The following is a 25,176-nucleotide window of genomic DNA, read 5'->3' as shown; positions in this document are numbered from 1 at the left end:
ATTCGGTCCTACAGGGGGCGATTGAATTCGGGAAGGGGCCATGTCGGACCATAAAGTTTTAACCGTTACCTGAGGATTTCGCTTTGCCCGTTACTGACGTTGTGATCATCGGCGCTGGCGCCGCAGGTTTGATGTGCGCCCTCACGGCGGCCAATCGCGGGCGCAAGGTGGCGCTGATTGATCACGCGAACAAGGCCGGCAAAAAAATCCTCATGTCCGGCGGTGGACGTTGCAACTTCACCAACATGTACACCGAACCCGGAAATTTCCTTTCGCAAAACCCGCACTTCTGCAAATCGGCGCTGGCGCGTTATACCCAGTGGGATTTCATTGCGCTAGTCGCCAAACACGGTGTGCCGTATCACGAGAAGAAACTCGGCCAGTTGTTTTGCGATAACAAATCCAGCGACATCCTTGAGCTGCTGCTTAACGAATGCGAACAAGCCGGTGTCAGCCTGCATCTGGACACATCGGTACAAGACATCGAAAAAACCGACGACGGCTATAGCCTCGGCACGGCGCTGGGCACGTTGAATTGCCAATCGCTGGTGATCGCCACCGGAGGCCTGTCGATCCCGACGCTGGGCGCGACCGGGTTTGGTTATCAAGTCGGCAAACAGTTCGGTCATACCTTGCTGCCGACCCGCGCCGGACTGGTGCCGTTTACCATCACCGACCAACTCAAAGAACTGTGTACCGAACTGTCCGGCACTTCGGTGGATTGTCTGGTCAGTTGCAATGACATTAGCTTTCGCGAAAACCTTTTGTTCACTCACCGGGGCCTGAGCGGACCGGCGATTTTGCAGATTTCCTCGTTCTGGCACCCCGGCGAAACCGTCGAAATCAACCTGCTGCCGGATCACGATGCGCTTGAATGGTTACTGCAGCAGCAAGCGGAACGGCCTAACAGCGAACTCAAAACCTTGCTGGGTGAACTCTTCACCAAAAAGATGGCCAACCTGATCGCCGAGCATTGGTTCGCCTCCAAACCGATGAAGCAATACACACCGGGCGAACTCAACGACATCGCTGAAAAGCTCGCCTGCTGGAATGTGGTGCCTGCGGGGACCGAAGGCTATCGCACGGCAGAAGTGACACTCGGTGGTATCGACACCCGCGAGGTGTCGTCCAAGACCATGGAGTCGCTGAAATCACCGGGGCTGTATTTCATTGGTGAAGTGCTCGACGTCAGTGGCCACTTGGGCGGCTTCAACTTCCAATGGGCCTGGGCCTCGGCCTACGCGGCTGCGCAGTTTGTCTGAAGACAACAGAGGGTGGTGACCTGTTGGCTGCAAAAAGATTTTTGCTGAACCTTATGTACAGCTGACACTTAGCGCTGTAGATACTTATGTGGTCTGAATCAACAGCGAAGAAGGCCGTTAGCCCCTTATGCCGTCACCTACTTTTCGTCATACGCTCCGTCGTTTGTGGGCGCTGGATAAGTTCAGCTATAGCCTGCGGGTTTTCATTGCCCTGACCGGAGCAATGGCGCTGTGTTGGTATCAAAACGAAATGGCTCTTTTGATCCCGGTGTTTCTGGGGATTATTGCCAGCGCGTTGGCCGAGACCGATGACAGCTGGCAAGGCCGTTTGAATGCTCTGGCCGTGACGCTAGTGTGTTTCAGCATCGCCTCTCTATCGGTCGAACTGTTGTTTCCCTACCCGCTATTTTTCGTCTGTGCCTTGGCCATCGCAGCTTTTTGCCTGACCATGCTTGGCGCTTTGGGCGGGCGCTATGGCGCCATTGCGTCCGCCACCTTGATTTTGTCGGTGTATACCATGATCGGCGTCGATCAGCGCGGCGGTGAGGTAACGGACGTTTGGCATGAGCCAATGTTGCTGGTCGCTGGAGCTGCCTGGTACGGCTTATTGTCCGTGCTGTGGCAGATGTTGTTTTCCAATCAGCCGGTCCAACAAAGCTTGGCCAAGCTGTTTAGCGAACTGGGACATTATCTGGAACTCAAGTCGACGCTGTTTGAGCCCATCCGCCAATTGGACCTCGAAGGTCGGCGCCTGGCGTTGGCGCAACAAAATGGTCGCGTCGTCGCCGCGCTCAATGCTGCTAAGGAAATCATCCTGCACCGCGTGGGCGATGGTCGACCTGGGGCAAAGGTCAGTCGCTACTTGAAGCTGTATTTTCTGGCACAAGACATCCATGAGCGTGCCAGCTCGTCCCACTACCCGTACAACGCGCTGGCCGATGCATTTTTCCACAGCGACGTGCTGTTCCGTTGCCTTCGATTGCTGCGCCAGCAAGGGATCGCATGCCGTCGATTGTCAGAAACCATCCAGCTACGTCAGCCCTTTGTTTACGACGAAGGCTTCGCCCATGCGCTGGAAGACTTGCATGCCTCGCTAGAGCATCTGCGCATTCAGAGTAATCCGGCGTGGCGTGGACTATTGCGCTCGTTGCGTGCCTTGGCTGCAAATTTAGGAACGTTGGACCGTCTACTTAGAGACGCCAGCAATCCCGACAGTTTGGCAGATGCCTCTGACAGCAGCCTGCTCGACCGCTCTCCAAGCGGTCTTAAGGACGTGTGGAACCGAGTCCGGCTGCAACTGACGCCGACGTCGCTGTTGTTCCGCCATGCCTTACGACTACCGCTGGCGTTGAGCGTCGGCTATGGCATGGTGCATTTGGTGCATCCATCGCAGGGGTATTGGATCATTTTGACGACGCTGTTCGTCTGCCAGCCCAACTATGGCGCGACGCGGCGTAAGCTGGTGCAGCGAATCAGCGGCACGGCCATTGGTCTGACAGCCGGATGGGCATTGTTTGATCTGTTTCCGAGCCCTTTGATTCAATCAATGTTTGCCATTGCGGCGGGCATTGTGTTCTTCGTGAATCGCACCTCGCGTTACACCCTGGCCACCGCGGCGATGACCTTGATGATTCTGTTCTGCTTCAACCAGACCGGTGATAGTTACGGGCTATTTCTGCCTCGCTTGCTCGATACCTTACTTGGCAGTCTGATTGCCGGCCTCGCCGTTTTCCTTTTTCTGCCGGACTGGCAAGGGCGACGACTCAATAAGGTGCTGGCGAACACACTCACCTGCAACAGTATTTATTTGCGGCAAATAATGCAGCAGTATGCGCACGGCAAGAATGACGACTTGGCTTACCGCCTGGCCCGTCGTAACGCCCATAATGCCGACGCTGCACTATCGACCACCTTGGCCAACATGCTTATGGAGCCAGGACACTTTCGCAAAGACGCTGATGTAGGCTTCCGCTTTTTAGTGCTGTCCCACACGCTGTTGAGTTATCTATCAGGGCTGGGGGCGCACCGCGAAACGCAGTTGCCGTCCGAGACCCGCGAGCATTTGATCAATGGCGCCGGTGCCAGCCTGGCGGCGAGCATTGATGAAATCGCCCAAAGCTTGGCCAACAAGCAACCCGTCGCGATTCAGAGTGACGCGGAGGAAGCACTGGCTAATGAACTTGAACAGATTCCTGATGAAATAGACGACGGTCAGCGATTGGTACAAACCCAGCTCGCGTTAATTGGTCGTCAATTGGGGCCACTGCGAACGTTGGCCGCGCACCTGATCAAAGAATCCATCGCGGCCTGAAAAGATCATCAGTTTCAATTACAGGCCGTGCTCACGGAACAGACGATCGTAGCTGCCATCAGCTTTCATCGCGGCTATCTCGCGATCAAAGTTCGCAACGATTTGCGTGTGATCGGGATTCTTCAGGCTGACCAGAATATGCAGGCTGTTTTCGCGCAGTGATTTGGGCAGAAATTCGACGCTGTCTCGCACCTGCTGTGGCTCGTGACTCAAGTTGTAACGGGCGACATATTCATCTTCCAACGTCAGCGCGACCCGTCCTGCTTGCAGCATTTGCAACGCCATGGAAAAACTGTGGACCGGGACTCTTTGCAGCTGCACATCGCTATCAAACTCAACCGAATAGGCATATCCCCGCACGACAGCGATGGGGTATGAGTGAAGCTGTTGCACGCTATCGAAGACGATAGGGGAATTTTTACGCTTAAGAAAGCGGACGCGGTTGAGCAGGTATTCGTTGGAAAACTCGCCTAAAAGGGTACGTTCATGACTGAACCAGGCATCGACCAGCACGTCATAGCGCCCCTCGCCTAACCCAAATAACGCACGCGCCCAGGGCACTTGTTCAAAACCTGTGGAGTATCCAGCACGCTTTAATGCCGTACTGACAATGTCCGTAGCCAATCCACCGTTAACCAAATTGATGTCGGTAAACGGTGGCCATGCATCAGCGACCAAGCGCAACGGTGCCGCGTGGGCGCCGTGTGCCATCAATAACAATCCCAGCAAACCCATGGCTCGAAGCAATCGTGGCATGCTCAAAATCCTGAGGCGGACAACTGCCCGCCATACGGGGGACGCATTGGATCACGGCCCGAACTAATACCCGCTTTTACCCCACCGAAATCCAGAGACGGCGTGCAGATTACACAATCGAAAACCTTGCGACCAACAGTCCTGAGGGCCCGTCGTCTCGATCAAAAACTTTTTCTTTTCGGCCCCACTCGTAGCGTTTTGTATTAAAACGCTACAGTTCTATCTGGCATCTAATCGGACACTGGTTTTAGTATCCGCCCAGAATTCATTCTTAGGTCTGTCACATGTCTATCAACTGGTTATGCAAACACCACACCGACCTCAGCAAAGAACAGCTTTACGCCATATTGCGTTTGCGTGCAGAAGTTTTTGTGGTTGAGCAAAAGTGCTGGTATCAGGACGTCGACGGCCAGGATCTGGCGGGTGACACCTGCCACCTAATGGCGTGGGAAAACGAAATACTGGTGGCCTATTTGCGTCTGCTTGATCCGATCCAACAAGGCGGTGATGTCGTCATCGGCCGCGTTGTCACCGCACCCGTTGCGCGTAACAGGGGCATGGGCCACGCATTGATGGTTCAGGCATTGCTACATGCCGAAAAGAAGTGGCCTGATCAGCCGATCTACCTCTCAGCTCAAGCTCATTTACAGGGCTACTACGGACGCTATGGCTTCAGGCCTGTTGGCGAGGTGTACCTGGAGGACGAAATCCTTCACATCGGCATGCGCCGCGACCTGGACTAGTGCTTATTTACGGGTAGCCCAATACCGTTTTTATGGCGGACAGATTTTGAGCGATCCAGCCTTTGTCGAGGGCTCCCCACTCTCTGATCTGATAACTGCCGATATGATTGCGCGCGCCGTCTTGCTGCTCAAACTCACACACAATGTCAAGGTCTGCCAGCGCCGCGATGGTGTCTTGGGCTGTGCGGCGGGGCATTCCCGTTGCTTCACACAGCGCCGGAACACTGACGGCGGTGCCGCTATCAATCAAATACGCCACGTACAGACGGCGATAAAAACTGCTTTTAGTCTTGTTAACATCCATCGCCTGGGCCTTTGGGAGGTTCATTGGGCAGCTTTGCCTTGTAGATCACGGTACGTGAGGTAAATGCGCAGATCGAACTCCAACTGGTGATAGCCAGGCTGCATGTGCTCGCACAGCTGATAAAACGCTTTGTTGTGATCTGACTCTTTGAAATGCGCCAGCTCGTGAACGACGATCATTTTTAAAAACTCGGGCGCGGCGTCCTTAAACAGCGAAGCGATACGAATTTCTTTCTTGGACTTAAGCTTGCCGCCCTGAACACGAGAAATCGTCGTGTGCAACCCCAGCGCACGGTGTGTCAGGTCCAGACGATTGTCGAACAGCACCTTATCGATATTCGGCGCGTTGCGCAGATGCTCTTGCTTTAATGCCAGCGCATAAACGTACAACGCTTTATCGCTCTGCACCGCGTGGCGCTCGGGATAGCGTTGTTTTAAGTACGCGTCCAGTCGATTTTGCGCAATCAATTGCTGCACCTGCTCCTGGAGAGCAGGCGGATAGGCTTGCAGGTATTTCAACGGAGCAAGAGCAGGCGCGATCATATGGGCGCAACGAAGATTTCAAAGGGCGCCAGTGTACCGAATTCAAATCCCCTTGCACTCGTTCCAGTCGAACGGCTTAACAAATTGTCGGGCATCTTCAACCGTCAGCGGCGGTGCGACCCAGGCACCCTGAACCAGGTGACAGCCGTTTTCTGCCAGCCAGTGATACTGCTCTGCTTTCTCAACACCCTCGGCAATGATCAATATGCCCAACTCACGACAGAGCTGAATTACGCTGCGCGCCACCGCTGTCCCGCGCGGCGAATCGAATAGCCTGGCCACAAACTGGCGATCAATCTTCAACGTATCCAGTTCAAGCGTGTGCAGGAGGGATAGCGAGCATTCACCGACGCCAAAATCATCCATCGCAATACGTACCCCAACGTCACGTAGCGCTTTTAATTGCTTGCGTGAGTGATGAGGGTTTTGCGCTAACGAACCTTCGGTAATTTCAACCTCAAGCTGATGTGGTAAGAGTCCGTAACGGTCGATAGCGCGTTCAAGTTCCGTGGCCAGGTTAGGCATGCTGAACTGCGCTGTGCTCACGCTCACGGCCAGCACTAAATGTTGCGGAAAAATGACGTTCCAGGCTTGGCGCTGCTGCGCAGCCTGCTCAAATATCCAGCTGCCTAGCTGATTGATCAAACGCGTCTCTTCGAGCAGCGGGATAAACAGCCCGGGGGGCACATCGCCAACATCGGGATGTTGCCAACGCAGCAATGCCTCAAAGCCACGCACGCAGCCACTCGCGATAGAGACCTGAGGCTGGTACACCAACAAGAACTCATTCCCCTCAATGGCCTTTCGCACACTGTCTTCGAGCATCAATCGCGAGCGAGGGCGACCGTTCATTTCATGGTCATAAAAACGATATTGCTGACGCCCTGCGCGTTTGGCTTCGTACATGGCAATGTCGGCGGCGCGCAGCAAGCCATCGATATCAGCGCCGCAGTCCGGGTACGTTGCAATACCGATACTGACGCCCAAAGTGATATCCAGACCGTCGATCTGCTGCCGCACAGACACGCGCTCAATCAGTTTTTCGGCGATGATCGCCGCTTGCTCTGGATAATCCAAACCGTCTATCACTGCGGTGAATTCATCTCCGCCCACGCGCGCCAAAATGTCATAAGGGCGCAGACAATCCCGGAGCTGTTCAGCAACCCAGAGCAACACCCGGTCGCCCGCATCGTGACCCAGTGAGTCGTTGACACGCTTGAACCCATCAAGATCCAAGTACAACACCACCAGTGATTTTTCCACACGGTCGGAACGCGCCAACGTGTTTTCAACCGTTTGATAAAATCCGCGGCGGTTAAGTAGCCCTGTGAGCGGGTCGGTCACTGCCTGCTGCTCAAGTTGCTGGCACAAGTCGCGCACCACCGACATATCGAGAATACTCAGCACCATCGACCGATGCTCAGCGGGCAAAGGCGCGCAGGACAAGGCCACCGGTACTTTAGAACCATCAGCCGTGCGCAGTACCGCGTCGTGCATGCGGTACGTATCCGCGTTGCGATAACTGCGATAGAAATCCGATTCCGACCATTGCACAATGTGCGGCTTGCTTAGGTAATCAATCACTTCAGCGCCCTGCAACTCATCGACGGTTGCATTGAGCAATCGACAAATCGCCGGGTTGGCGAAACTGATTACTCCCCCTTCGTCGACAACCAAGATACCTTCGGCAACGTTCGACAGCACTGATGCATTAAAAGCGCGAGCAGCTTCCAGATCGTGGGTGAGGGTTTTCAGGTTTTGACAATGACGCTGATGTTCCAGCAACGCCTGGATTTTCGGCTTAAGCACCTGCGGATCGAAAGGCCTGAACAGATAATCCACAGCGCCACTGGCATAGCCTTTGTGGACAGATTCTTGAGAGTATTCGCTGGCGGTCAGGAAAATAATCGGTGTGAAACGGGTCCGCTGGCTGCCACGCATTAATCGAGCGACCTCGAAACCATCCATGCCCGGCATGTGAACATCGAGTAACACTAGATCGACGTCCATTGTAAGCAGGACATTCAGAGCTTCGGCCCCGGAAGCGGCCGTGACGACATGCCAATCCTGTCGATGCAAGACGGCACGCATGGTGATCAGATTTTCAGGGTAATCATCAACTACCAACAGAACAAAGGTAGCGTCCAACGGCTTTAATTGCAGGCATTCCATGCTGCTTCTCTTCCTATAGCCCTTACGCCAGGGCGTAGGGCGAGGCCAGAATTCTACTAGCGGCTTACTCTAGCCCTGGCAAAACAAAAGCAGAAGCGAGGCACGCATCATCTGGTGGCTAAATGCCGTCCACCCGACTAACGGTAGATGTTTGCACAAGGCCACTACACACCAAATCCGTTTTTTCACAAAAAAAGACCTTAGCTGTTGGACGAAAACATTGAACCCGAGCAGCCCAGCGGTCAATCAAGCGCGAGCGCTCTTTGTACCTCTGGGGTCGGAGGGCGAAGGAGATAAGCGACTTTCTACAACAGGGTTATTAATCACGTAAAGGACCAATAACCTCGAGTAAAACGGCTCATTGCATGGGCCGTTTGTAGCGGTTCACTCATTCAAGCGTAGCGGCCTTGAACTCTTTTTCCGCCGCCGCAAAGCGTGTCAGCATGCCCTCGGTCGGCGCTTTACCCAGCAGACTGAACACCAGGATTGCGACGCTGGCGAAGAGGAAACCCGGAATGATTTCGTACAACCCTAGCAACGCGGATTGCTTCCAGACGACAACCGTAACGGTGCCAACCAGAATGCCCGCGAGCGCGCCATTGCGCGTCATGCCTTTCCACAACACTGAAATCAGCACTACCGGGCCGAATGCAGCGCCGAACCCTGCCCACGCATAACTCACCAGACCCAAAACACGATTGTTCGGGTTCGACGCAATGAAAATCGCGATCACGGCAATTAACAACACCATTGCCCGACCCACCCACACCAGCTCGGAGTCTGATGCGCGCTTGCGGAAGAAAGCCTTGTAGAAGTCTTCAGTCAGCGCACTGGAGCACACCAATAGCTGACAGCTCAACGTGCTCATTACCGCCGCCAGAATGGCCGATAACAGCACACCGGCAATCCATGGGTTGAACAGCAATTTGGCCAGCTCGATGAACACCCGCTCAGGGTTCTCCGTGACCGGCGTGGCAAACTCTGGATGCGCTGAGAAGTAGGCAATCCCAAAGAAGCCCACCGCGACTGTGCCGCTCAGGCACAAAATCATCCAAGTCATGGAAATACGACGTGCCTTGGCAATCGACTTGACCGAATCGGCTGCCATGAACCGCGCCAGGATATGCGGCTGGCCGAAATACCCCAAGCCCCAGCCCAGCAGAGAAATGATGCCGATAAACGACGTATTCTTAAGCATGTCGAAATGGGTTGGGGCTTTCGCTTCGATAGCCAGCAAGGTGGCGTCTATGCCGCCCGTGGCCAGCAACACAATGATCGGTGTAAGGATCAGCGCGAAGATCATCAGAGTGGCCTGCACCGTATCGGTCCAGCTCACAGCGAGGAACCCCCCAACAAAAGTGTAGGCAATCGTTGCAGCAGCACCGGCCCACAAGGCAGTTTGGTAAGACATACCAAATGTACTTTCAAACAGGCGAGCGCCGGCAACAATACCTGAAGCGCAATAAATGGTGAAAAACACCAGAATCACCACGGCCGAAACAATCCGCAGCACCCCACTTTTGTCTTCAAAGCGACTAGTGAAATAATCCGGCAAAGTCAGTGCATCGCCGTTGTGCTCGGTCTGTACGCGAAGGCGGCCGGCGACAAACAGCCAGTTCAGATAAGCACCCATGGCCAGGCCGATGGCGATCCAGCCTTCGGATAGGCCCGACATATAGATAGCGCCTGGCAGCCCCATCAATAGCCATCCGCTCATATCCGATGCACCGGCCGACAAGGCAGTGACTACGGAGCCGAGGCTGCGGCCACCAAGAATATAGTCGGAAAGATTATTCGTAGAGCGATAGGCCATCAGGCCGATTAGAACCATTGCCGCGATGTAGATCACGAAGGTGATCAGAGTGGGATTACTGACAGTCATAAAATGGCGCCCTGGCGTTATTATTTGCACGGCAATCAATCGGTGCGCAACGATCAAAACGTTCCACACGGATGAATAACTAGCCGCACGCTGGACTGAAGTTTCCCCAGGAAAACGTCAGCTGATGTACCGAGAATGAACACGCATCACCTCGAAGGCTGGAATCCTAGTCAACAACGCAAATAGGGTGCAACCCATTTTTCCCATCAAGTTGTACCTGTAAGGTATTTTTAGTTACCTCATGTTTTGCTCCGTTTCAGAGCCTCGCGCTGTAATCAAGGGCTAAAAAGCACCGTTCTAGCGCCCTTAATATGGGGTCAAGCGTTGCAGGGACGGATCAATAATATTTCTGAAAAAAAACGGGTTGCACCGGGTTGCACCAGTAGAATTTCGAGATTAACCTGAGCGTCGGCTATGCCACACGATGGTGGCGATTAGAGGATGAGAAATGGCGACAACCACCTTGGGTGTCAAACTCGATGATGCTACCCGTGAGCGCTTGAAAGCCGCCGCGCAGTCCATTGATCGAACCCCCCACTGGCTGATCAAGCAGGCCATCTTCAACTACCTTGAGAAGCTTGAGGGCGGCGCGACCCTCATGGAGCTCAATGGCCTGACCGGAAAAGAGCCCGACGAACTGGTCGACCATCACGCCGATGTTGCCCATCAGTGCTTCCTGGAATTTGCCGAAAGCATCCTTCCACAATCAGTTCTTCGTGCCGCGATCACTTCCGCTTATCGCCGCCCCGAACCTGAAGTTGTGCCCATGCTGTTAGAACAGGCGCGTCTGCCAGGGGCCATGGCCGAAGCCACCCAGAAGCTTGCGGCGAGCATTGCCGAGAAACTGCGCAATCAAAAAAGTGCTACTGGTCGTGCGGGCATCGTTCAAGGCTTGTTGCAAGAGTTCTCGCTGTCGTCCCAAGAAGGCGTAGCCCTGATGTGCCTGGCCGAAGCGCTGCTGCGCATCCCGGATAAAGGCACTCGCGATGCGCTCATCCGCGACAAGATCAGCACCGGTAATTGGCACCCGCATTTGGGCAATAGCCCGTCGCTGTTCGTCAACGCGGCTACGTGGGGTCTGCTGCTGACCGGGAAACTGGTCGCCACCCACAACGAAGCCGGGTTGACCTCATCCCTGAGCCGCATCATCGGTAAAAGTGGCGAACCCATGATCCGCAAGGGCGTGGACATGGCCATGCGCTTGATGGGCGAACAGTTTGTTACCGGCGAAACCATCGCCGAAGCCTTGGCTAACGCCAGCCGCTTTGAAGCCAAGGGTTTCCGCTACTCTTACGACATGCTCGGTGAAGCAGCGCTGACCGAACGCGATGCGCAGAAATACCTTGCCTCCTACGAGCAGGCCATCCACTCCATTGGCAAAGCGTCCCATGGTCGTGGCATTTATGAAGGCCCAGGCATCTCGATCAAGCTTTCCGCCTTGCACCCCCGTTATAGCCGCGCGCAATACGAACGCGTTATGGACGAGTTGTACCCGAGATTGTTATCGCTGACCCTGCTGGCCAAACACTATGACATTGGCCTGAACATCGACGCCGAAGAAGCTGACCGCCTTGAGCTGTCACTGGAGCTGCTAGAGCGCTTGTGTTTCGAGCCGCAGTTGATTGGCTGGAACGGCATCGGTTTTGTCATTCAGGCGTACCAGAAGCGGTGCCCGTATGTTATCGACTACGTCATTGATCTTGCGCGCCGCAGCCGCCATCGCTTGATGATTCGTCTGGTTAAGGGCGCGTATTGGGACAGCGAAATCAAACGCGCCCAAGTCGATGGACTGGAAGGCTACCCGGTATACACCCGCAAGGTTTACACCGACGTTTCCTACATCGCTTGCGCAAGAAAGCTGCTGTCGGTGCCGGAAGTTATCTATCCTCAATTCGCGACACACAACGCCCATACCCTGGCCGCGATTTACCATATCGCCGGTCAGAATTACTACCCTGGCCAATACGAGTTCCAGTGCCTGCACGGCATGGGCGAACCGCTGTATGAGCAGGTGGTGGGCACAGTGGCCGACGGCAAGTTGAATCGACCGTGCCGGGTCTACGCGCCGGTGGGTACGCACGAAACACTGCTGGCCTATCTCGTCCGCCGTTTGCTCGAGAACGGCGCCAACACCTCGTTCGTCAACCGCATCGCCGACCAGTCTATTTCCATACAGGAATTGGTGGCTGATCCAGTGAACAGCATCGAGCAGATGGCGACGCAGGAAGGCGGCTTCGGCTTGCCGCACCCGCGCATCCCTCTGCCGCGTGATCTTTATGGCCCGGACCGCGCCAACTCCAGCGGTATCGACCTGGCCAACGAACACCGATTGGCATCACTGTCTTCGGCATTGTTGGCCACCGCACATAACGATTGGAAAGCCGGACCAATGCTGGGCAGTCCTGCGAGCGTTGGCATATTTGCTCCCGTGCTGAATCCCTCGGATTTGCGCGACGTCGTTGGCCACGTCCAGGAAGCCAATCTGGAAGACGTCGACAACGCCATTCAAAGTGCTTTAAATGCTGCGCCTATTTGGCAAGCAACCCCGCCTGCAGAACGCGCCGCTATTCTTGAGCGTGCCGCCGATTTGATGGAAGGCGAAATTCAGCCGCTGATGGGCCTACTGGCCCGCGAGGCCGGGAAGACCTTCGCCAATGCCATCGCCGAGGTCCGCGAAGCGGTAGATTTCCTGCGGTATTACGCCGTACAGGCACGCAATGACTTTACCAACGACGCCCACCGCCCGCTGGGTCCGGTGGTTTGTATCAGCCCGTGGAACTTCCCACTGGCTATTTTCAGTGGCCAGGTCGCCGCTGCGTTGGCCGCCGGCAATCCAGTGCTGGCCAAGCCTGCCGAGCAAACGCCGCTCATTGCTGCGCAGGCAGTTCGGCTACTGCTCGAGGCCGGCATTCCGGAAGGCGTCGTGCAATTGCTTCCAGGGCCCGGTGAAACAGTCGGTGCGCGTCTGGTGGGTGATGACCGAGTCAAAGGCGTGATGTTCACCGGTTCAACCGAGGTTGCCCGCCTGCTGCAACGCAATATTGCCGGACGCCTGGATGCACAAGGCCGACCGATCCCGCTGATCGCCGAAACCGGCGGACAAAACGCGATGATCGTTGACTCCTCGGCGCTGACTGAACAAGTGGTCACCGACGTTGTGTCTTCGGCATTTGACAGCGCGGGTCAACGCTGCTCGGCCTTGCGCGTACTCTGCTTGCAGGAAGACTCCGCCGATCGCGTGATCGAAATGCTCAAGGGTGCCATGGCCGAATGCCGTCTCGGCAATCCGGAACGCCTGTCTGTCGACATCGGCCCAGTGATCGACGCCGAAGCCAAGGCCGGTATCGAGAGGCACATTCAGGCCATGCGCGACAAAGGCCGCAACGTTTATCAGTTAGCCATTGCCGACAGTGATGAAATCAAACGTGGCACCTACGTCACGCCGACCTTGATTGAACTGGAAAGCTTCGACGAACTGCAGCGCGAGATCTTCGGTCCGGTGTTGCACGTTGTTCGCTACAAGCGCAAAGAGCTCGACCTGTTAATAGGTCAGATCAACGCGTCCGGTTATGGGTTGACCTTGGGCGTTCACACACGCATCGACGAAACCATCGCCAAAGTCATCGATAACGTCAACGCGGGCAACGTTTACGTAAACCGCAACATTGTGGGCGCGGTAGTCGGCGTTCAGCCCTTCGGCGGTGAAGGTCTGTCTGGCACTGGCCCGAAAGCCGGTGGCCCGCTGTACTTGTATCGTTTGTTATCCACGCGCCCCGTGAACGCCATCGAACAATCCTTCGCCCGTGGCGATGCGCTCAATACACCCAACACCCAAATGCGCGATGCCATGAGCAAACCGCTCAAGGCACTGCAAACCTGGGCCGCCAGCCAACAGCTTGAACCGCTTGGCGCCCTGTGCAATCAGTTCGCAGCACAGTCGCAAAGCGGCATCACTCGGGTGTTGAACGGGCCAACAGGTGAACGCAACAGCTACAGCCTTCTGCCGCGCGAGCATGTGCTGTGCCTGGCCGAAAGCGAAGCTGACTTGTTGACTCAATTGGCAGCCGTTTTGGCAGTCGGTAGCACGGCTGTCTGGCCTGACAGTGAACTGGGCAAAACCCTGCGTACTCGTTTGCCTAAAGACCTACAAGCGCGCATCCAACTGGTAGCAGATTGGAACAAAGACGACGTGGTCATTGATGCGGTTCTGCATCATGGCGACTCGGATCAGCTCCAGACCGTCTGTCAGCAAATCGCCCAACGCGATGGTGCCATCATTGGGGTTCACGGACTGTCCCACGGGGAAACCAATATCGCGCTTGAACGTTTGGTGATTGAGAGAGCGTTGAGTGTGAACACCGCCGCCGCAGGAGGGAATGCGAGCTTAATGACCATTGGCTGATGCGCACGAAAAAAGGGGAGCTTCGTCTCCCCTTTTCATGTTTAGCCCCTCCTCCCCTGTCACGAAGCAGCGATTTTTACTAATACAAAGCTTTTACATAGATTTATTTATGTATAAGTTTATCGTGTAAGTATGTACAAGTTGGTATGCACTCACATCAAAGCGCCATCAGCGATGTTGCGTCTTTAGGCCGGGTGACCCTGTCGTGACGAGACTCGATATCGAGAATCGTGCGCGCCGTACGAACTGGACGTTGTACATAAGAAATGAGCCCCCCCCGTGACCCAACCGTATCTCGATGAACACATCATGGAAAGATTGCGGCTGCTGGAATCTGTCGTGGTTCATGCCAAGGACGCGATTCTGATCACCGAGGCCGAACCCGTCGATCTACCAGGACCCCGAATCGTCTACTGCAACGCCGCTTTTACTGCCACCACCGGCTACAGCGAAGCCGAGGTGCTGGGAAAAACACCTCGCATACTTCACTGCGATAACACCAATCGCGAAACCCTGAACCAGATAAGGACAGCCCTTGGAGGATGGCAACCGATCGAAGTCGAGTTGCTGAACAAGCGGCGCGATGGCAGCGAGTTCTGGGTTCAACTGAGTATCGTTCCTGTGGCCAATGAACACGGTTGGTTTACCCACTGGATCTCTGTTCAACGCGATATCAGCGAACGAAAGGAGGCCGAAGAGCTCGCTCATAAAGCACACGTGGTATTGGCCGAAAAAAATGCGTTGGAAATAAGGCTGGTCGAGCGGCAACAGATCGAGCAGGAGTTGTCCTACGCCGCGTCACATGATGCCCTCACCCAGCTAAACAATCGCGCATTCATCATGGCGCGGCTAAGCCAGGTGTTCGAGCGGCGACAACTCAAAGGGCATCCTCACGCCACTATTTTGTTCATGGACCTGGACCGCTTCAAGCTGGTCAACGACAGCCTGGGGCATCGCACTGGAGACCTTCTGCTCTCTGCCGTGGCTCGTCGACTTGAGCAGTGTTTGCGCCCATCTGAAATCCTCTCGAGATTCGGCGGCGATGAGTTCGTTCTTCTGGTCGAGGGCCAATTAACCGACGCTGATGCTGCCGCTCTGGCGATGCGAATCATCGAGCAATTACAGGCACCGCTCCATATCTGTGGGCAGGACATCTTTACCGCCTGCAGCATTGGCATCGTCAGCATCAATAAAAGCCATGAGACACCCGAAGAGCTACTGCGCGATGCCGACGTCGCCATGTATACCGCCAAGTCCAAAGGCGGAGGTCAATACGCACTTTTCGACCATTCAATGCGCGAGAAAGCCATTGAAGCCCTATCGCTACAGAGTGCCCTCAAACAAGCCATCGCTCGCAATGAGTTCGTGCTGCATTACCAACCGATCTACGACCTGCTGACGGGCAATATGAAAGCGGTCGAGGCACTGATTCGCTGGAATAACCCACAGCGCGGTCTGGTGAGACCTGACCTGTTCATCCCCTTCGCCGAAGAAATCGGCGTCATTCAGGAAATTGGCTATTGGGTCATGAGCGAAGCGTGCAGGCAGCTTCAAGAATGGAAAAGCAGATACCCGGAAATGGATTTACAACTCAACGTCAATGTCTCCGGACGAGAGCTTAAGTACTCCGGATTCATCGCCCAGCTGGAACAGGTTCTGCACAATACTCACTTCCCTGCCAACCGCCTGCAGATAGAGGTTACCGAGAATATTTTTCTCCAAGAGCCCGAAGCCATCGGTTTGATACTCAAAAAAGTACGTGAATTAGGCGTGCGTGTTGCGCTGGATGATTTCGGCACCGGGTACAGTTCATTGGCTTACATTGATCGTTATCCTATCGACGCGATAAAAATCGACCGCTCATTTGTCTCACGCATGATGACCCATAGCCGGACCCTGGCGATTGTGCAAAGCATCTTGTGGCTGGGTCGAAAACTCGGGTTTGATATCACGGCAGAAGGCATCGAAACCCCAACGCAACTGGAGCGGCTTAAAGAATTGCGCTGCCCTTCGGCGCAAGGTTACCTGCTTGCGTATCCAATGCCGCCGCAACAGCTGGCAGAGTTGTTGGCTGCGCAGCGTTGAAGGTTCAGTTGACCTATAGGAGCGAACGTGTTCGCGAGGCGTTTTGTCAGGCATACCGCGTCAAACCCCTTGGCCAACACGTTGGCTCCCACAGGTGGGTGGATTAGCCACCCACGGCGCCTTTGATTTGGTCCAGCCAACTGGTTTTCTCTTCGGCGGGAAGACTGTCGAACAAGTCTTTGGCCATTTCTGCGACCTTCGCCGTTTTGTGGGCGTTGAGCAGGGCTTTAAGCTCTGGCGTGGTGGCGGTTTCTTCGCTGAGGGTGGGCGGAATCGGCAAGGCGTTAACCAGTTTCAGTACGTCGCCGGTGTCTTGGGTGAAGGCGCGGAGGTTGTCGAGGTTGCTCAGCATGGGCAGGGCCATGCCGGTCAGGGTGTCGAAGGCGCTGATGCCCGGCAGGCCGACTTTGCCTCGAAACACCGGAATCCCAAACGACGGTGCCAACAACCCCACCAGATAACGGGGGTCATGACGCTTGATGCTCAGGCCAATGCTGGCGACCGCGACAGCGACGCCGATCACTTGCTCAGTGGACACCAGAGGTGACAGGGCCTTGCTCGACTCGTTGTCGAAGAAAATGCAGCGGTAGCGGAAGTAATCGGTGAATAACTCGCGCTCGCCCAGGGCGGCGTTCATGAACCAGGCGCGGGAGTCGTGGACCTGCTCGTCGAAAAAATCGGTCAGGGTCTGCGCTCTATCGCTGAGGATTTCAAAACTGCGGGGGGCGTAGAGCTTGTTGAAGACGATATTGGCCTTTCGGCGCATTCGAATGTATTCCTCGGCTTCGTCCTCTTCGTTGGTCAAGTACACCCAGCCGCCCAGGGTGACGTGGGCGAGGGTGGCAAGGCTAACGGTATCGGCGTCCCACGACAGCCCCCAAAAAGAGGGCACGTAGTCACGGCGAAACTCGTCCATGGCGTTGTCCATTTGCGCTTGGTCAAGGCTGGGTTCGAAGGCTTTGCGCATGTTGAACGTCGTCGGTTTTTCAGCACCGATACGTTGTTCGTAGGCCAGTTTGATCGCCAGCTGTTCCATGGCCAGTTTTCTTTCTGCTCAGCGCTGAGCGCAATCGAGGGCGCTTGCAATGGGGCTCCGACGGAATAGGCTTCCGCATACATATGCTGCAGCGGAATTTGCGACAGTACATCCTGACTTCCCGCTATCGCCTTCCCCTGTTCACCCGGCGCATAACCACCGCCACATCCGAGTGGACGCCGGGGTACAGGTATTCAAACGTTCCATTACGGTAGGTTGACCCGCCGTTCGGATCGTCAGGATTGTCCTTGCGCCGAATCGAATCCAGTGGAAAACAGCCGCGCTGTTCATGAGCCGCGACCAAATGCACGCAGCGCTCCAGAAACTTCTCTGAATCCGGCAAACGCATGGAGTCATCGGCCCAACCCATGTGCCCGGCGGCAAACGGGGCCACGGTATCGAACAGTCCCATGAAGCCAATGCTGATGGGGATTCCGGCGAACAGGTAACAGGTTTCGCCCTCCACTTCGACCTTGGTCAGTGCCTCCAGCCAGTTGGCGAACGCCCGGGCCTCGGCAGCGCCCCGAGAGAAACCATAGATCCACAGGCGCATGCCGATGATGCGCGGGACGGTCTTGCGCACTTGCACGTTTTACCCCTCCATCACCCACATCAATCTTGCTATTCAGCCTCTCGCGTCTGCGCCTAGACTTCAGCCATTCCAAAATAGGTAGGCCGCCATGTCCGAGATGCTTCTGAGTTCACGCAACCTGGCTTTCGAGCTGTATGAAGTGCTGGACGCCGAAGCCTTGACCCAGCGCGAGAGGTTCGCTGAGCACAATCGCGAAACGTTCGATGCTGCGATCGGAACCGCACGGACCATCGCCGAAAAGTTTTTCGCCCCACATAACCGCAAGGGTGACGAAAACGAGCCTCGCTATGAAAACGGCGAAGCGGTGCTGATCCCGGAAGTAAAACCGGCAGTGGATGCGTTTCTTGAAGCTGGCTTTCTGAACGCCGCGCGCAGCTTTGAAGCGGGCGGCATGCAATTGCCCACGCTGTTGTCTCAAGCCTGCTTTGCACACTTTCAGTCGGCTAACGCGGCGTCAACGTCTTACCCGTTCTTGACCATGGGCGCGGCCAACCTGATTGAAAGCTTCGGCAGCGATGAGCAGAAGCAACGCTTTTTGCAGCCCATGATCGACGGGCGCTTTTTTGGCACCATGGCGCTGACCGAGCCCCATGCAGGTTCGTCGCTGTCGGACATTCGTACCCGGGCCGAGCCATCGGCGGACGGCACCTATCGTCTGCGCGGCAACAAGATTTTCATCTCGGGTGGCGACCATCCGCTGTCTGAAAACATCGTGCACATGGTCTTGGCAAAACTGCCGGATGCGCCTTCAGGGGTGAAGGGCATTTCGCTGTTCATCGTGCCTAAATTTTTGGTGAACGATGACGGCAGCTTGGGCAAACGCAATGACGTGCTCTTGGCGGGTCTGTTTCACAAAATGGGCTGGCGCGGCACGACGTCAACGGCGCTTAATTTCGGCGACAACGGCGAATGCATCGGCTACTTAGTGGGCAAACCGCATCAGGGCCTGAGCTATATGTTCCAAATGATGAACGAGGCGCGAATCGGCGTTGGCATGGGCGCTGTAATGCTCGGTTACGCCGGTTATTTGTACTCGTTGGAATATGCCCGCGAACGACCACAGGGGCGCCTGCCCGACAACAAACATCCCGATACCGCACCGGTTTCGATCATTCAACACGCCGACATCAAACGGATGTTGTTGACGCAAAAAGCCTACGTCGAAGGCTCCTTTGACCTTGGCCTCTACGCCGCTCGTTTGTTCGATGACACAACGACCGGCGAAACTGACGAGGTTCGGAAACAGGCTCATGAGTTGCTGGATTTGCTGACACCCATCGTCAAGTCCTGGCCTTCGGAGTTTTGCCTCAAGGCCAATGAGCTGGCAATTCAGATTCTCGGTGGGCATGGTTACACCCGTGAATATCCGGTGGAGCAGTATTACCGCGACAATCGTCTGAACCCGATTCATGAAGGCACTCACGGCATTCAATCGCTGGATTTGCTGGGTCGTAAGCTCGCGCAAAACGGCGGCGCCGGACTCCAGCAGTTGATTCGCTTGATTGCCGATACGACTGCCCGGGCGCAGGTGTACAAGGGATTAACTCCGCTACGCCAGCCGTTGGAACAACTGGTCGCGCGCTTGCAAACGGTAACCATTGGCCTTCTGACCGATCTGAGCGAAGGCAAAATCAACAGCAGCTTGTCTAACTCAGCTTTGTACCTGAAAGTTTTCGGTCACACCGTAATTGGCTGGCGCTGGCTGGAACAAGCAATTCGTGCTGAGGAAGGTTTAACCAAGGGTAACCCAGCTGACGCGAGTTTCTATAAAGGCAAACTACAGGCAGCCCGGTACTTTCTGACATGGGAAATACCGGGCTGCCATCATGAGTTAACGATACTGGAAGCACGCGACGATACGTGCCTGGCTATGCAGGATGACTGGTTTTAGCCCTTAAGACTAAGCGTGGAGCTCATCGTATGGCGACTCACCATTCGTTTGCGCTCCCTGCCAGGATCCGGGTTTTGCGTTTGAAGGGGAAGTAGAAGTCCCGCGCAGCCTCCATACGCTCGGTATAGGCGGCGGAAATAATCACCTCTGGCTTGAGGCTTCGTGCCAACAGATCAAAATAATCCGGCCGCAGCTTCCTGATGACATCAGAAAATAAGCCTGGCCCCGTCAATTCAAAGATCTTGGTCATATAAGGGGCCATTGCCGCTTTCGACCCAACACGCAGCTCTTCCGTTGATCTGTCTATATGGGGCCGCGGCGTCGTGAAAAACACAGGGTCTTCACTGACGAAACGCCCGTGCATTTCCCGCATCAGTTCTTTCAATACCGGATTTCGAGGATGGCTGGCAAAGTGACTCGTGTTGGGTCCGACATAATTAACTGATGGGGCACTGATTTCGTTCCCCATCAACACATCGCAAGGCCCCGCGTCGAGGCTGATCCCTTCAAAAGAACTCACGATGGTGTCGTCGCAATCCATGTAGATTCCGCCGTATTCGTAAATCAATCGATAGCGGAGGACATCGGACGCCGCCGCCAGGTTTTGATAGTCTCCATAGCGGAAATAATTAAACATTGGTGCCAGTTCGCTTTTCAGGAAGTCCGAATAAAAAGCCTCATCTCTCAACCTGGAAATATGAATATTAGGGTGGTTGGTGAAACGCGAAGACAGATCATGAAAGGCCAGATCGCTATCTATATCGATATGGAGGATAAAAGTCAGGTCCGAACTTTTTGCCGCGTTTCTTGAAAGGTTAATTAATAATTTTTCGCCGGGCAGTCTATCACCCATCCAAATGTAGTGAACTTCCCGTGCGATAGGTGTGGTATTGGTGGGTAGTCGTGGCAGTCGCGCAAACGTGTAGATCTGGTGTTCCTTACTTTGAGGAATCTTGTCTTCGAGTTTTCTATACACTTTCGCGTCTACGCTACGCCATTCGCCTTTCGCATCTCTCCAAACGTAGTCACCCGTATTCAACGTCCAGCCGGGTAGCTCCGGATCAGCGTCATAGTAAACCGGCGTCCTTTTACCTTTCAGGTGGATAAAATACTTATCTTCTGCGCTTTCAACTCCATCCATGGGCAGTTCTATTTGAATTTTTGGAATGTCCGGCTGAAAAATGAGCGGCACATCTGGTAGCGGCTGAACGGATGCAATACCTGGATCAAGAGGCGCTAGTGATGATGAACCGTCAAAACTTTCGCCGCCGCGCAATCCTGGCTTCAAATCCACGTCCCATCGACCAAGGCTTAGCTCCTTAACATATGGCCCTGGGAGACCTTCGCTATACGGCGCACGAATACGAAATTGGCTGGCCGCTTCTACCCATTCAACCCGGTAAATCCTGGAATGCAACCGAATGAAATACTCAGTTGTGTTCGCCTGAAAATTGAACGCCTGATAAACCTCATTAGTGCCGTTAGCAGATGACCATGCACCGTTTTTCAGCGGTGGCGAATACTCGAGCGCCTTAAGCTTCAATCGCATTTGCGGTTGCAATGAACGTAGACCTGCAGGTTCAATACCGAAACTACGCTCAGTGTCATCAATGGTTTTATGCCGGGCTTGCTCTGCGAGTCGCGCCTGTTCTTCTCTGGCGGCGAGGCTTGCGGGGGTCTCAGCATCTACGTCTACTGAGTCCCCCCATTTAACAGTAGCGACGTCGATCTTGGCCCCCCACCTAACGGCTTCGGCGCTATCCCTAACCGCTCGCCCAGCTTCCATCACGCTAACAACACCCTCTCCGATAAGAGGCAAAGCGTTTAATACACCAAATTGGATATGCCTAAGCCCTTGCTCTTTTTCCGCCTCATCTCGCCCCTCAACCACTTCGTCGACGCCCAGTCCCACTAACGCGATCGATAACGCGCCGAGAAGTGGAGCAACTTCAGGCGCCACCATAACGACCCCTCCCAAAACCAAAATAGCGTCGGTTATCCCGTGAGCAGACGCAGCTTTCCAATAATCACTTTGGGTATGTATCGATTGCACCGCGTCAGAGCCGAGCCGCTCTTTGAGACGTTCCCGGAAATGGCTAAACGGCCAGAGCGTGATAGCGGCCCCAAACTTGATGGTGGACTGAGGGGGCCAGTAACCCGTGGCTTGGTTCAAAAATTTTGGATAAACCGCCATGCCGGCTAACGCTGCATGCAACCCGCTTAAAAACACTCCATCGCCGTCATCTTCCATTCTGAAATGGCTTTCCAACGCTTTCCTTTTCCGAGGATCCCGGCACTGCCGCCCCAACCAATCCTTGGCCAAGCGCTCCGAATCAAAACCGTGTAATGGAGATGAATTACCGGGAATATAAATAATGACGCGACCCGTTAGTTCGTTTTTGATAGCCAGTATGTCGGTGGCCGTGTAACGGTAAACAATCATCTCGCGAAATGTGGCATTACTAGAAATGGGGGCGTTAACGAATTGATCCCAGGTGAGGCTTTCCCATGTCTGGCCTTCGTCCAGTCCCAAGGCATTCAATAAAAAACTTTTGTCCGCGACCGTTAATTCCCCCGCCGTCGCCTGCGCATAAACGACCTTTAATAACGAACCTTTGATCAGAAGGTTGTAATGGGGCTCATGTTCTTTCCAGAATTGGGCAAGCCTGGCTCTATAGTGAGCCTGAAGATTACAGTCCCACACGTACTGCTTGAATTCGTCTGCTCGAATATAAAGATGGGTGGAAGCGTCATAACGCTGTGGGGTGGTTTTGCGGTAAACAGCTTCATAGGCAACGCAGTCCCAAAGCGGTAGCGGACTCTTCACGAGATTGACTGCATAGCCTCCTGGCCTGTAACCCTCAAGCCTGCTGAGGTGCTCAAAAAATTCGCCACTGCCCTTTTGCTGCCAATTTCGCAGCATCGCTTGGGTTAGCGTCATGGAAAACGCTACGTCTGCGTTGAACGGAGCTTGCCTGCCTGCCGTTTCAATGTAGAGCGTGGCAATGACCATTTCGTCCGGATCAAGAAGAACTCCCCATTTCTGCTGCGCGTAAGTGCGAACTGTTTCCTTCGCGTATTCTTCTGGCGATTCGTACTTGATGTTCAGGCTTTTAAAAACCTCGTCAGCGAGAGCATCCGGAGCGTGTACTTCGTACATAACTTGACATCCTGTCGTTAGTTGGACAGAAACCATAAATAACGCCTGCTGCCTCGATGAGGTAAATACTTATCTCCTCATTAATTTATTGCTCGCGTCTTCAATGCCCGCTGAGCATCACGGCAACGGCTTCGCAGCAGCCCATTACCGGGGATCAAGATACAAAGCTTTGACAGCTCTCCAATTCAACAGGTTAGAATCCCTTGGCACGCGGACTGCATGGCCAGTCCCCGCCTTGCTTTCTCGATTTCGATTTGGAGTACCGCCTTTTGGATGCAAACACCATCAACAGCCTGTTCTTGATCGGCGCGTTGCTGGTGAGTGCAAGTATTCTGGTCAGCTCACTGTCCTCGCGCCTCGGCATCCCGATCCTGGTGATCATCCTCGCAGTCGGGATGACGGCAGGTGTTGATGGTGCCGGCATCGTTTTCGATAATTACCCCACAGCCTATTTAGTCGGCAACCTCGCACTGGCAGTCATCCTGCTCGACGGCGGACTGCGTACCCGTGTCGCCAGTTTCCGAGTGGCGTTATGGCCGGCATTGTCACTTGCCACGGTTGGCGTACTGATCACCACTGCACTGACCGGCATGGTCGCCGCATGGTTGTTTAACCTGAATTTGATTCAAGGCTTGTTGATCGGCGCCATTGTCGGTTCGACCGATGCTGCTGCGGTGTTCTCACTGCTGGGCGGCAAAGGCCTCAATGAGCGCGTAACCGCCAGCCTGGAAATTGAGTCCGGCAGCAACGACCCCATGGCGGTGTTTTTGACCGTGACCCTGATCGACATGCTGCACAGCGGCGAAACCGGTTTGCACTGGAGCCTGCTAGGGCATTTGATTCAAGAGTTCGGCATCGGCGCAATCATTGGTTTGGGCGGCGGATGGATAATGCTGCAACTGGTCAACCGAATTCACCTGGCAACCGGCTTGTATTCAATACTGGTAGTAGCGGGGGGGCTGGTGGTTTTTGCGCTGACCAACGCCATTCACGGCAGCGGCTTTCTCGCGGTGTACCTGTGCGGATTAGTCTTGGGCAATCAGCCAATTCGTAGCCGCCACGGAATTTTGCACATGCTCGACGGCATGGCCTGGCTGGCGCAGATCGGCATGTTTTTGGTGCTGGGCTTGCTGGTCACACCTCATGATTTGCTACCCATCGCGTTGCCTGCACTGGGATTGGCCCTGTGGATGATTCTAGTGGCCAGGCCGCTGTCGGTGCTGGTCGGACTGCTTCCATTCAAAGCGTTTCACACGCGAGAAAAAGCATTTATTGCCTGGGTAGGACTACGCGGCGCGGTGCCGATCATTCTTGCTGTGTTCCCGCTTATGGCCGGCCTTCCTCATGCTCAGCTGTATTTCAACCTGGCGTTCTTTATCGTACTGGTGTCGCTGCTGGTCCAAGGCACGAGCCTGCCATGGATTGCCAAACTGCTAAAAGTTACTGTCCCCCCAGAGCCCGCACCGATTTCCCGCTCTGCGCTGGAAGTGCATGTCACAAGCGAGTGGGAACTGTTCGTTTATCGCCTGGGCGCTGAAAAATGGTGCATCGGCGCAGCGTTGCGTGAACTGAAAATGCCCGAAGGAACTCGAATTGCAGCCCTGTTTCGTGGCCAGCAACTGCTCCATCCGTCGGGTAGTACGAAGTTGGAGGTGGACGATTTACTGTGCGTAATCGGCCATGAACACAATTTATCGGCCTTGGGCAAGTTGTTCAGCCAAGCCCCACAACGCGGCCTCGATCTGCGATTCTTCGGCGACTTCGTTCTCCAGGGAGACGCTCAGCTCGGGGCTGTCGCGGCATTGTACGGATTGAAGCTCGACGGACTGGACGCCAATATGCCGCTTAGCCAATTCATCACTCAAAAGAATCGTGGCGAGCCCGTTGTTGGTGACCAGATCGAGTGGAATGGCACCCTGTGGACTGTCGCAGTCATGGACGGGAACAAGATCCTTAAAGTCGGCGTCAAATTTCCCGAAGGAAGCCGCCCAGGCCCTGGATTGTTCCTTTAAACTCCCCTCTTTCTTCATTCGGTTCG

At 54.8% G+C, this 25,176-nt stretch carries 13 protein-coding genes and 1 pseudogene; 7 read left to right on the top strand and 7 right to left on the bottom strand.

Annotated features, from left to right (window positions below; translation table 11 throughout):
• Positions 1–83: 83 nt before the first annotated feature.
• Complete coding sequence (locus RGW60_RS21325) at positions 84–1,262, top strand: NAD(P)/FAD-dependent oxidoreductase (RefSeq protein ID WP_322206457.1); 1,179 nt, start codon at positions 84–86, stop codon at positions 1,260–1,262.
• 127 nt (positions 1,263–1,389) lie between these two features.
• Complete coding sequence (gene yccS, locus RGW60_RS21320) at positions 1,390–3,573, top strand: YccS family putative transporter (protein ID WP_322206456.1); 2,184 nt, start codon at positions 1,390–1,392, stop codon at positions 3,571–3,573.
• Positions 3,574–3,591: 18 nt separating this feature from the next.
• On the opposite strand, the gene RGW60_RS21315 is transcribed toward yccS, so the two are convergent.
• Positions 3,592–4,329, bottom strand: a complete 738-nt coding sequence (locus RGW60_RS21315) for a substrate-binding periplasmic protein (RefSeq protein ID WP_322206455.1) — start codon at positions 4,327–4,329, stop codon at positions 3,592–3,594.
• A gap of 284 nt (positions 4,330–4,613) precedes the next feature.
• Here RGW60_RS21315 and RGW60_RS21310 point away from each other — a divergent pair, with 284 nt between their 5' ends.
• A complete protein-coding gene (locus tag RGW60_RS21310; protein WP_322206454.1) occupies positions 4,614–5,072 on the top strand; it encodes a GNAT family N-acetyltransferase in 459 nt (152 codons plus the stop codon).
• 7 nt (positions 5,073–5,079) lie between these two features.
• Here the strand turns inward: RGW60_RS21310 and RGW60_RS21305 are convergent, their stop codons facing one another.
• From RGW60_RS21305 to putP, 4 genes are all read right to left on the bottom strand, one after another.
• Positions 5,080–5,376 (bottom strand): winged helix-turn-helix domain-containing protein, encoded by a 297-nt coding sequence (locus tag RGW60_RS21305; protein ID WP_322206991.1) that lies wholly within the window; start codon positions 5,374–5,376, stop codon positions 5,080–5,082.
• Between the two features lie 20 nt (positions 5,377–5,396).
• On the bottom strand, positions 5,397–5,918 hold the full coding sequence (locus RGW60_RS21300; RefSeq protein WP_322206453.1) for a M48 family metallopeptidase: 522 nt from the start codon (positions 5,916–5,918) through the stop codon (positions 5,397–5,399).
• A 42-nt stretch (positions 5,919–5,960) separates the two neighbouring features.
• Positions 5,961–8,090 (bottom strand): putative bifunctional diguanylate cyclase/phosphodiesterase, encoded by a 2,130-nt coding sequence (locus RGW60_RS21295; RefSeq protein WP_322206452.1) that lies wholly within the window; start codon positions 8,088–8,090, stop codon positions 5,961–5,963.
• 388 nt (positions 8,091–8,478) lie between these two features.
• The gene (putP, locus tag RGW60_RS21290; RefSeq protein WP_322206451.1) at positions 8,479–9,972 is read right to left on the bottom strand and encodes a sodium/proline symporter PutP; all 1,494 of its coding nucleotides are present in this window, start codon (positions 9,970–9,972) and stop codon (positions 8,479–8,481) included.
• Between the two features lie 448 nt (positions 9,973–10,420).
• Between putP and putA the strand changes: the two genes are divergently transcribed.
• A complete protein-coding gene (putA, locus tag RGW60_RS21285; protein WP_322206450.1) occupies positions 10,421–14,374 on the top strand; it encodes a trifunctional transcriptional regulator/proline dehydrogenase/L-glutamate gamma-semialdehyde dehydrogenase in 3,954 nt (1,317 codons plus the stop codon).
• Between the two features lie 279 nt (positions 14,375–14,653).
• Positions 14,654–16,459: a putative bifunctional diguanylate cyclase/phosphodiesterase gene (locus RGW60_RS21280; protein ID WP_322206449.1), complete on the top strand. Its 1,806-nt coding sequence runs from the start codon at positions 14,654–14,656 to the stop codon at positions 16,457–16,459.
• Positions 16,460–16,562: 103 nt separating this feature from the next.
• Here the strand turns inward: RGW60_RS21280 and RGW60_RS23890 are convergent.
• Positions 16,563–18,063 (bottom strand): annotated as a pseudogene (locus tag RGW60_RS23890) (T6SS phospholipase effector Tle1-like catalytic domain-containing protein); the annotation flags it as partial.
• Positions 18,064–18,175: 112 nt separating this feature from the next.
• Here RGW60_RS23890 and RGW60_RS21265 point away from each other — a divergent pair.
• Positions 18,176–19,978: an acyl-CoA dehydrogenase gene (locus RGW60_RS21265; protein WP_322206446.1), complete on the top strand. Its 1,803-nt coding sequence runs from the start codon at positions 18,176–18,178 to the stop codon at positions 19,976–19,978.
• A 37-nt stretch (positions 19,979–20,015) separates the two neighbouring features.
• On the opposite strand, the gene RGW60_RS21260 is transcribed toward RGW60_RS21265, so the two are convergent.
• Positions 20,016–23,138 carry a glycosyltransferase family 32 protein gene (locus tag RGW60_RS21260; RefSeq protein ID WP_322206445.1) on the bottom strand — a complete coding sequence of 1,041 codons (3,123 nt, stop codon included), beginning with the start codon at positions 23,136–23,138 and terminating at the stop codon, positions 20,016–20,018.
• Between the two features lie 269 nt (positions 23,139–23,407).
• On the opposite strand from RGW60_RS21260, the gene RGW60_RS21255 reads away from it, so the two are divergent.
• Positions 23,408–25,150, top strand: coding sequence for a potassium/proton antiporter (locus RGW60_RS21255; RefSeq protein ID WP_322206444.1), 1,743 nt, complete (start codon positions 23,408–23,410; stop codon positions 25,148–25,150).
• The last annotated feature ends 26 nt before the right edge of the window (positions 25,151–25,176 follow it).

Origin of the sequence: Pseudomonas sp. AB6 (assembly GCF_034314105.1) — a bacterium.
Lineage (GTDB): Bacteria > Pseudomonadota > Gammaproteobacteria > Pseudomonadales > Pseudomonadaceae > Aquipseudomonas.
This window is presented reverse-complemented; position numbering and strand designations above follow the sequence as displayed.

Bases quoted from the DNA above. Each gene is read 5' to 3' on its own strand.
- yccS (WP_322206456.1), top strand. From the start codon at position 1,390: ATGCCGTCACCTACTTTTCGTCATACGCTCCGTCGTTTGTGGGCGCTG.
- RGW60_RS21315 (WP_322206455.1), bottom strand. From the start codon at position 4,329: ATGCCACGATTGCTTCGAGCCATGGGTTTGCTGGGATTGTTATTGATG.
- RGW60_RS21310 (WP_322206454.1), top strand. From the start codon at position 4,614: ATGTCTATCAACTGGTTATGCAAACACCACACCGACCTCAGCAAAGAA.
- RGW60_RS21305 (WP_322206991.1), bottom strand. From the start codon at position 5,376: ATGGATGTTAACAAGACTAAAAGCAGTTTTTATCGCCGTCTGTACGTG.
- RGW60_RS21300 (WP_322206453.1), bottom strand. From the start codon at position 5,918: ATGATCGCGCCTGCTCTTGCTCCGTTGAAATACCTGCAAGCCTATCCG.
- RGW60_RS21295 (WP_322206452.1), bottom strand. From the start codon at position 8,090: ATGGAATGCCTGCAATTAAAGCCGTTGGACGCTACCTTTGTTCTGTTG.
- putP (WP_322206451.1), bottom strand. From the start codon at position 9,972: ATGACTGTCAGTAATCCCACTCTGATCACCTTCGTGATCTACATCGCG.
- putA (WP_322206450.1), top strand. From the start codon at position 10,421: ATGGCGACAACCACCTTGGGTGTCAAACTCGATGATGCTACCCGTGAG.
- RGW60_RS21265 (WP_322206446.1), top strand. From the start codon at position 18,176: ATGTCCGAGATGCTTCTGAGTTCACGCAACCTGGCTTTCGAGCTGTAT.
- RGW60_RS21260 (WP_322206445.1), bottom strand. From the start codon at position 23,138: ATGTACGAAGTACACGCTCCGGATGCTCTCGCTGACGAGGTTTTTAAA.